Annotated in this window: 9 protein-coding genes and 2 pseudogenes; 8 read left to right on the top strand and 3 right to left on the bottom strand. The window is 41.6% G+C overall.

What is annotated here, in order from left to right:
- Positions 1–410 (bottom strand): transposase (locus E1757_RS35395; RefSeq protein ID WP_133237132.1); only part of this gene is annotated, 410 nt, incomplete at its 3' end.
- A gap of 209 nt (positions 411–619) precedes the next feature.
- Between E1757_RS35395 and E1757_RS36850 the strand changes: the two are divergent.
- From E1757_RS36850 to E1757_RS35355, 8 genes and pseudogenes are all read left to right on the top strand, one after another.
- Positions 620–718 (top strand): annotated as a pseudogene (locus tag E1757_RS36850) (cadmium resistance transporter); the annotation flags it as partial.
- Between the two features lie 269 nt (positions 719–987).
- Positions 988–1,350 (top strand): ArsR/SmtB family transcription factor, encoded by a 363-nt coding sequence (locus E1757_RS35385; RefSeq protein ID WP_133237131.1) that lies wholly within the window; start codon positions 988–990, stop codon positions 1,348–1,350.
- A gap of 23 nt (positions 1,351–1,373) precedes the next feature.
- Positions 1,374–1,808 (top strand): BlaI/MecI/CopY family transcriptional regulator, encoded by a 435-nt coding sequence (locus tag E1757_RS35380; protein ID WP_246079738.1) that lies wholly within the window; start codon positions 1,374–1,376, stop codon positions 1,806–1,808.
- Complete coding sequence (locus E1757_RS35375; RefSeq protein ID WP_133237130.1) at positions 1,805–2,659, top strand: M56 family metallopeptidase; 855 nt, start codon at positions 1,805–1,807, stop codon at positions 2,657–2,659. Before E1757_RS35380 ends, E1757_RS35375 begins: the two co-directional genes overlap by 4 nt.
- Before the next feature lie 173 nt (positions 2,660–2,832).
- A complete protein-coding gene (locus E1757_RS35370) occupies positions 2,833–5,442 on the top strand; it encodes a heavy metal translocating P-type ATPase (RefSeq protein WP_133237129.1) in 2,610 nt (869 codons plus the stop codon).
- A gap of 967 nt (positions 5,443–6,409) precedes the next feature.
- Positions 6,410–7,081: a copper resistance CopC family protein gene (locus E1757_RS36840; RefSeq protein WP_246079739.1), complete on the top strand. Its 672-nt coding sequence runs from the start codon at positions 6,410–6,412 to the stop codon at positions 7,079–7,081.
- 78 nt (positions 7,082–7,159) lie between these two features.
- A complete protein-coding gene (locus tag E1757_RS35360) occupies positions 7,160–7,669 on the top strand; it encodes a CopD family protein (protein WP_133237128.1) in 510 nt (169 codons plus the stop codon).
- Positions 7,662–7,916 (top strand): hypothetical protein, encoded by a 255-nt coding sequence (locus E1757_RS35355; RefSeq protein WP_133237127.1) that lies wholly within the window; start codon positions 7,662–7,664, stop codon positions 7,914–7,916. The genes E1757_RS35360 and E1757_RS35355 overlap by 8 nt, the downstream gene beginning before the upstream one ends.
- Before the next feature lie 403 nt (positions 7,917–8,319).
- Here E1757_RS35355 and E1757_RS36835 read toward each other — a convergent pair whose 3' ends face one another.
- Positions 8,320–8,628 carry a transporter gene (locus tag E1757_RS36835; RefSeq protein WP_133237126.1) on the bottom strand — a complete coding sequence of 103 codons (309 nt, stop codon included), beginning with the start codon at positions 8,626–8,628 and terminating at the stop codon, positions 8,320–8,322.
- A 434-nt stretch (positions 8,629–9,062) separates the two neighbouring features.
- Positions 9,063–9,286 (bottom strand): annotated as a pseudogene (locus E1757_RS35345) (IS110 family RNA-guided transposase); the annotation flags it as partial.

The raw sequence follows: 9,286 nt of genomic DNA, 5'->3' as shown, positions 1-9,286 counted from the left end.
ATGATTTCCTTCTCGATGGCGAGGGCTACCGTCTTCCCGATAAGCGTGTCTAACAGGTTGATGTCTTTTAACCGCAGCTTGCGAAATTTCGTTAAGGAACTCGGGTCAATAACCGAATCCTCCGGCGCCATCCCCAGGAAATATTTGAACGACAGATCATACTTAGAGCGCTCGACAATGTCTACATCAGAAAGTTCAAAGATGGCTTTCAGCAGGAGATATTTAAACATGCGAATGGGGTCAATGGCGTTACGTCCATTGTCCAAACAATATTTTGCTTCCAGTTCCTCATATATGAAKGTGAAGTCCACCAGTTCGTTGATTTGACGAAGCATATTATCCTTCGGCACGACGATGTCATACAGTGCCGCGTAAGGACTCAAAACCAAAGTTTGTTGTTGCCGAATCATCCGCTCTCACCCGCTTTTCGTGATGCCTTATTTATTCGGCAAAAAAGGTACAGATTCCTTCATTTTCTTGAAGGACTGTACCTTTTTCATATGAATGGACTTTTTCAGTGGCCTCCATTCATCGGGGTCTTTTTTTATTGACTGAAGGAGTGATGATGCCGAAAGAGCGATTCTAATTAAACAATAGATAAATTTACCTGATTCGGGATTTGGTAACAGTTATTTCATCTTTTGTTGCTTTCATTTCTACAAATGTGGATGATATTTTTATTCTTATGGCTTTATTTTCGCAAGTTAGGGCCCGGATCTCTAGTGATGGCAGTCTTGTTGGGGTTCAGCCTTATTAGGTTGGGTAGATGTAGATGCTAAATACTTTTCAAACCAGTTGTCAAAGAAAACAAGATAAATGCAGGTTCAAATGCTGTCCATAGTTTTCGCTATCGGCATTTACTGCGTAACTTAGGTGGTAATTCAACTAGCTTTATTATTATGGGAAGTTAAATGTTCCGATTTCTGTTATACTGTTAATAGTAAAGCTTACTAGTCGTTGCGACCATCAAAAGAAGGCGGTGCTGTTTTGGAAAAGGTACTTCAAGAGCAATGTGATGAAACATGCGAAGGGACTTCAAATGTAATCACATTAAAACAAAATTTGATAGCCGAACATACAGCGGCGGGATTGGCTGATATTTTTAAAGCACTCGGTGATCCTACCCGTGTTAAAATTATATATACGCTTCTACAAAATGAGCTTTGTGTACATGACCTGACGGTAGTATTGGATATGGGGCAATCTGCTGTCTCCCATCAACTTCGGTACTTGCGTAATCTGTGGATTGTGAAACGCCGTAAAGTAGGGAAAACGGTATTTTATTCTTTAGATGATGAACATATTGAGCAAATATTCGTCCAAATGCTGCAGCATATGAAACACGGATAATTTTGTACAGGAAAGTATGTGAAATGATGAAAATTAAAAATTATCACTTTCAAGAGCAAGGTCTGCAACGATTCCTTGGCTCTCTTGAGGTACAAGTTATGGAAGTCATGTGGTCATCCCATGAAATGAGTATAAAGCAAGTGCATCAGGTTATTGATGCGGAAACTTCTTACTCTTTTAATACTATCATGACGGTTATGAACCGGTTATTTGACAAAGGATTGCTGGAGAAAAAGACGACCGGCAAGGGAAGAACAAAACTGACGCTCTTCAAGGCGGCTTATACCAAAGATGAATTTATTACGGAGCAGACGAAAAACGTTACCCAAGGATTAATAAAAGAATTTGGTGATATGGTAGTTACGCATATTATTGATGTGATGGAAGAAGCCGATCCGGCTCTAATCCAAAAGCTGCAAAAAAAACTGGACGAAGTAAATCAAAGAAACAAGCCATGATCCGATTAGAAAAAACCCAAGTTGTGATGCCGTTAATTGTCTTTTTATCCGGTTGGGTTCTAATACAAATGGGTATTTCGCTATATCATCAGCTCCGGGATGTTGAGTCCAGTCATCATTTACTTGGCTATGTAAGCAGTTTTTTATTTGATATGTGGAACAAACATTCTATATTTGAGATGCTATTTACATGTTTGATATGCTTTACTTTGTATCGAGTGCTTCTTTTTGTAAGTAAACATATGTATGCGGTTTATAAGTGGAATGTTTATATTCATAACAAGCTACACACAAAGCTCACGAAACGGTGGAATAAAAGGTTAAAAACATGGAAGGATCCCGTTCTTGTTATACGGGAACCTTCACCTATTGCGTTTGCAACAGGGTTTCTGCATCCCAAAATTGTGATTTCAACCGGACTGTTGGAATTATTGTCCAATGAAGAAGTTATGGCGGTTTTATTGCACGAAAAATATCATTGTCAATGCCGGCATCCTCTTACAAAGTGGGTTGTCCGTATGATCATCCATAGTATGGAGTATGTGTCAGTAATAAAAAGATTAGGCAATCACTATGATATATGGATTGAATTGCTAGCCGACCGGTATGCTATGAAACAAATGAGCTCCTTAATCTTAGGGTCGGCTCTGCTGAAGCTTATTAAGACGAATAAAAGTAATTTTCAAACAATTGGTGTAAGTTTTGCAGACCAAGCCATTAATTATCGGCTCCAACAAATTATTGAACCTGATCAACCTGTACATGTGCCGGTTTTACCGTTGAGTTCTATTCTTTCTACCGGTGCAGTTCTATTTGGAATGTTGATGATTGTAATTTTTGAATGTATGTAAAGCAGGGGAGAAATCCTCTGCTTTTTTGTCGGCCTCGCAACATACCTGATGACAAAAAATCCGGTATGTCGTGAGAATTGGTGTTTTGCATGATTGACACTAAGTTAACAAAGGAATAATATATAATACATGAACAATTAATCATATGTGAGTTTTAAAGGAGCCTGAATCCTATGTCTGAAAAATCATCTTGTTGCGGTCAAGGAGATAAGCACCAACACAATCATCAGGAACAGGACAGTGACCACGAATCATGTTCCTGCGGTCCGCACGAGCACCATCATGAATCCGGTGATCATCACGTGCATAGCCATAGCGAAGATCATCATGGTCCAAACTGCAACCACGGGGATCATCATGATCATGACCATCACAGTCATGACCATGATCACAAGCATGGAGATGCTTGCTGTGGAAACCATAGTGCTGATACGGTAAACCGGACAGTAACAATTGAAGGCATGCATTGCGGCGATTGTGCCCTAAAGTTGGAAAAATCGATTTCACGTTTAGATGGAGTAGCACAAGTTCAAGTGAATTTTGCCACTGCCAAGATGAGTCTTGGTTATGACCAATCCAAATTAGATTTCGGTACCATTACAAATCAAATTCGAAATCTTGGATACAGCTTGCTGGAGCAGGCTGCCGCGAAGCAATCCAGTATTTTCAGAATTGAAGGTATGGATTGTGCGGACTGTGCACAAAAGTTAGAGAAGCCAGTGGGAGCTCTTGTCTCCGTCAATCAAGTAATGGTGAATTACGGAGCAGCCAAAATGACGGTTGAGCATGATGGAAGTGCCGAACAAGCAGTGATTCAGACCGTAAATCAGGCCGGGTACACGGCTACACTGGAAACAGGCGGGAAGCCACTCCAAACGGATGAACGAAGCTTTTGGAGACGTAACAATAAAGTAATGCCAACTGCAATATCAGGATTAATATTTACAGTTGCCTGGGGCCTAGAACTCGGAAACATAATGTCGGAATCAACATCATCGATTTTATACGCTTTGGCCATGATCATAGGCGGATATCGAATAGCGCGAACTGGCATTTATGGATTGAGATCCAGAACCATTGGGATGGATCTTCTTATGACGGTTGCAGCTCTCGGGGCAGGACTCATTGGACAATGGGAAGAGGGTGCTGCAGTTGTATTCCTTTTCTCATTAGGGGAAACATTAGAAGCTTATACCATGGATCGTACAAGAAAATCAATCCGTGGACTGATGGATTTATCACCGAGGGAGGCGCTTGTCCGAAGAAACGGCGAAGACATGATGATTGCGATTGAAGCCATTCAAATTGGCGACACGGTCATCGTTAAACCAGGAGAACGAATAGCGATGGACGGTCTTATCAGCAAAGGCTCTTCAACCGTTAATCAAGCTCCAATAACCGGGGAATCCGTTCCAGTTGAAAAAACCGAGGGGGATGAGGTATTCGCGGGAACAGTCAACCAGCAAGGTGCATTGGAAGTGAGAGTCACCAAACTGTCTAAGGACAATACCTTATCACGTATCATTACTCTCGTGGAGGATGCGCAGGCTCAAAAAGCTCCTTCCCAAAGGTTTGTAGATGTTTTTGCCAAATATTATACGCCGGCCGTACTTGTGATTGCATTGCTTATTGCCATTATTCCTCCTCTATTTATGGGTGAATCATTTCAAGAATGGTTCTATAGAGCCCTTATGATGTTAGTTGTTTCGTGTCCGTGTGCTTTGGTTATATCAACACCGGTGTCCATTGTATCTGCAATCGGCAACGCGGCCAGAAACGGCGTACTCATTAAAGGCGGAGCTCATCTTGAACGGTTAGGCGCTGTATCTGTCGTTGCCTTTGATAAAACGGGTACGTTAACTGCCGGAATACCGCAAGTAACCGGGATTATTCCTCTTGATTCCCGAACGGAAGATGAGGTGGTTTCGATTGCAGCCGGAGTGGAGTCCGCTTCGGAGCATCCGGTCGCACAAGCGATTGTTACCAAAGCCAAGCAAGACAATGTTCCAATGAAACCGGCTTCCATGTTTACCTCCGTGACAGGGAGAGGGGCTCAGGCTATTATTGGAGGGACGTTGTTTTACATCGGGAGTCCCCGTTGGTTTATTCATGAATTGAATGTATCGTTAGAAAATATAAAAGATACGGTTCAGCGGCTTGAACAACAAGGGCAAACCGTGATGATATTAGGTACTGACCATGACATATGGGCAATATTTGCCGTCGCAGATGAGATTAGAACGACCAGCAAATCTACTCTTGAACATCTAAAAGCAATTGGAATCGAGAAAACGGTGATGTTAACCGGGGATAACCGGGGTACTGCCCAAGCTGTAGCTGCAAAACTTGGGGACATCGATGTTAGAAGTGAACTGTTACCTGAAGATAAAGTGAGCTCCATTAAAGAATTGATGAGCAATCACGGTCATGTTGCCATGATCGGGGACGGTATTAACGATGCGCCGGCATTAGCAACCGCTACTGTAGGAATCGCAATGGGAGCGGCTGGTACCGATACAGCACTGGAAACAGCGGACGTCGCGCTGATGGCGGATGATCTCTCTAAATTACCTTACGCTATCGGATTAAGCCGGCGTGCATTATGGATTATCAAACAAAATATTGCTTTTTCGTTGCTCATCAAAGCTGTTTTCCTTATCATGATCTTTATGGGAACATCCACGCTGTGGATGGCAGTTTTAGCCGATACAGGAAGCTCACTTATTGTCATTGCGAACGGGATGAGGCTTCTGCGTACAAGAGTAGGAACAACTGGTGCTTAGCTTTTGAAGTGCACAGGTCCACATAACTCCTGCTGATAAGTGGCAGGAGTTATGTGCTTTTACAGTAAATGTAGATGGAGGAAGCGGATGATACATACTCACTTTAGCATGAACTTGGACTTTAAAATGGTTAGAAAAAGTGCGATCTCACTATTTCTGATCCTGACTTTGATCTTTATCATTGATTTGCTTATAGTCTTTAAATTTAATGTAAGACTTTATGTCTACGCTGCCCCGTTTTTACTGCATGTCGTTGCCTCCTTTTTTGTAAAGAAAAAAGATTCCTGGTTAACCGGAGCGATCCTTGGAACGCTCTGCTCCATGTTTTGTTTTATTGTTATTTTTTTCCTTTTCTTAAACAACCCGGCTTCATGATTTTGTCATTATTAAACTACGTATAATAGTGTTTTATGTCGTGTTTTGTGGTATTTTATTAATGACACGTAGAGTAAATAAATAGGATAGAACGGGAGGTAAAAGTGAGATTTCAAAACTGGAGAACACCTGTTAGTGGAGCTCGTCTAATAACGTATGTACTCGTGATTCTCTTTTTAATAACGGTCATTTTATTAGGATATCAATATGTTAAGTTAATAGGGTAGATCACTATGTAGTCTCTTGGAACGGTCAAAAACTGGGTGCTGTTAGCAGTCCGGATATTGTGGATAGATGGCTGCAGGACAAAAAGAGTGAATTAAGTAAAAACAACCCGAATGTGAAAATCGAATTGAATACAACAGAACTGGCCTATACGTACCGGAAATCGTTTAAGGCACAATTCGATAATACGGCTGTATTACTATTGTTAGACTCTAAGATTGTTCCCGGGATGAAGGCAACGGAGCTTAGAATAGCCGGAAAAGTACCTAAACAAATAAAGAGTCGTTATGGGAGCTGTATGTTGAGTTCGAAGAGTTTATTGACGGAATCGTGTACGCTGTAGCGATTGCAGCTGGTTTTGCTACAGTTGAAAACTTATTTTATGTGTTTTTGGCGGGCGGCAGCACGTTTCAATCATTTGGACCCGGGCGCTGCTGTGGACATTGATGTTGTTTCCATTGACGGACATGCCCTTAAAGAAAAATATACGTTTGAAATGAAAGCCGTTACATCAACTCCTGAAGAAATGTTCCAGAGGTTGAAACTGGAGCGTACATTCCCCGAAGACGGAACCATTGTCCAGACCTCACCCAAAAGAATTGAGATCTGGTACAATGAGGGGGATAGAACAACGGTTCATGTTGTTTATTTTGCCGTTAATACTTTAACCTCCATAACCGGAAATGCTGAATTCTCATATCGGCCGTTATGGGAGCAAATCGGACTCCTCCAAATAGCTCACTGGGCAACTTACGTCGGGTTACTCACCCTCCTGGGAGGGACGTGGTTCCAGTCCGTATTAGAAAAGCGAAGAGGCAACTACAGCCGTTGGAACAGCTTCTTCAACGCCTTGCATTACCTAAGTATAGCTGCCATATTGTTGGAATTGATTTTATATAAAGTTCAATACTCCCAAGTTATTTTCAGAGATTTTATTAATTTCACTTTTGTCCGGATTACTTTGATACAGCTCGGAACCGTTGTAATAAGCATTTTACTGAGAAAGCTACGGTTCATGTTCTTAGCTATATCGGTTTAATGTTTGGCCTTCTCGGGGCATTCTGTTGATCCGAATTACGGCGGGATTTGGGGAATTGCACTGGATCTAACTCATGTCTTGGCATCTTCCGTTTGGATTGGCGGACTAGTTGCTGTCATTGTCATGGTACCGAAGGATAATCCGCTAACTTGGATGAAAGAAGCAGGACGATTATTTTCAAAATGGGCGTTATTCAGTCTTATTATTATTGCTGCAACAGGTATATTAATGTCGGTTAATTATGTACCTTCATTTACGTTTGAAAGCTTAATCTCAAGTTTTTGGGGCCAATTTTTATTGGTAAAGGTTCTCTTATTCGTTGTTATTATTTTTATCGGCTTGTGGCAAAGAAAGGCTTTGATTGATCTATCGGAGACCGCTGCTGCTGCATTCAGAAATAATCTTAAAAAAGAATTCTGGATTGCAGCTGTCATCTTATTAATCGCGGGATTTCTTGTTGACTTGTCTCCGAAGGAAGCGGTTCGAAGTATTGATCCTGTGGAACAAAGTAAAGAAAATATTACCGTAAGGGTAGAGGCGTCACCAATAAAACCCGGGGCTAACGATTGTTACTATTCATTTGAGTGATGAACAAAATATTGAAAAGGTGCGAACCAAGTTTTATTCAAATTTAGGAGGTTCTCTAGAGAATAATGCATTTAAGGTAGGGAACGGAGTGTATAAGCTTACAGGTAATTTCTTTCATGGGGCAGGAGTAATGAATATGGAAATCCAGCTCATAAAAAATAACGGGGAATCCATTCTTTTTCCTCCGGTTACTTTTCAAACACCGGGGGTTATGCCAAACGATATTGTGATTGAGAATGAAGGCTAGCTTGGGAGCAGTTCTCCTCATTTTCCTTGTTATCGTTAATAGTAGCCTCGAAAAAGACGCCCTCTACGGGCGCCTTTTTACTGATTACAAGTCCTTTCAAAGCACAATCCTTGGTTAGTCATCGAGCACAAACTATGGTAATCGGGAATGGGATAAAGTTCTTGTCATTTGGTTTTGACAAGAACTTTATTAGACTGATCCGAAAAAGCAGCAGCGGCGGACTAGTAAGCGAAAATAAAGTACAAGACTTACCGCTGTTGGCTACCATTCAACTATCGTCTCCGTTAGTCGAGGGTTAGTATAGTACTACCTCAGCCGGTCAGTAATAACATGTTAACTTATACTAACACCTCGAAGAAATGGCTGCTTAGCATTATCTCCATCACAGTCCTGGTCCGACTCCTTAAAAACAGCTGAAAGATATGATTTGCCTTGTATCCACACCGAAGAAAATCCACTGTCGGCCAGTCCACCGGAAGCCGGATACTGATCTACTCCCCACGAAAACTGGAACGAACCAATATTGCTCTCCATTTCTTTGCCATATATAGGTGAATCTGAATAGACAGCCATGTATCGCACCTGGATTAACGGCAAATGAGGTAGCTTGAGTTTGCTGCGGGATAAATTGCGGAGGTGGCGAAGAAGGCGGTTGAAAAGCTTGAGTGCCTTGCTGTGGTGTTGATGGTTCGAACGGAGGGAAAAAACCCACTCGTATCACTCCTTCTGAATTATAGGCTAAAATAATGTATGCTGAGAGTGCGATGTGTGTTCATAAATATTACGAGATGTGGAATTTCGGCACTCTGTGCCACTCTTCAACCGTTCAATCCGGACTTAGTTGTTGAAGTATTCTGTCAGTTAGGGCCTTGCGGTCAGTATAAAATCCAGAGATGATAGATATGTTCAAAAGATATAGAATAAGAAATCTATAGTGAATTCCTGTATATATTTTAGTAAGAACATTTAGTGGCAGCCCAGCGGTGATATGTCAAGGGGATGATCGATAAGAATTGGAAAAAACATTACCTAAAGCGTACCCAGAGCTGAAAAAAGACATCACTAAACTAACCCACCATTTAGTCTAAATTTTCAGACTATTTACAGGCATGGGCAACATGTAAAAAGAGTAGAAATCTGGAAATCCTATGGATTCCTCCTCTCGGGTGGTGTGTACATTTTGTTGGTCTTCAGTAGCATGAATACCAACCGTACCAATTTTCGTGCAGATAGGACGAGGGCTCTTTTGTGCTTATGCTTCGGGACTTCATCATACTTCTTTTGGTAAAAGTCTCTGTACTCGGCATCGTGTTTTCGCACCGAATCAGCAGCTTGAACCAGATAGTAGCGCAAGTATTTGTTACCGGTGC

This window comes from Paenibacillus piri (assembly GCF_004354045.1).
Lineage (GTDB): Bacteria > Bacillota > Bacilli > Paenibacillales > NBRC-103111 > Paenibacillus_S > Paenibacillus_S piri.
This window is presented reverse-complemented; position numbering and strand designations above follow the sequence as displayed.

Excerpts from the sequence above, each read along its gene's own strand:
- E1757_RS35370 (WP_133237129.1), top strand. The coding sequence starts at position 2,833 with ATGTCTGAAAAATCATCTTGTTGCGGTCAAGGAGATAAGCACCAACAC.
- E1757_RS35380 (WP_246079738.1), top strand. The coding sequence starts at position 1,374 with ATGATGAAAATTAAAAATTATCACTTTCAAGAGCAAGGTCTGCAACGA.
- E1757_RS35375 (WP_133237130.1), top strand. The coding sequence starts at position 1,805 with ATGATCCGATTAGAAAAAACCCAAGTTGTGATGCCGTTAATTGTCTTT.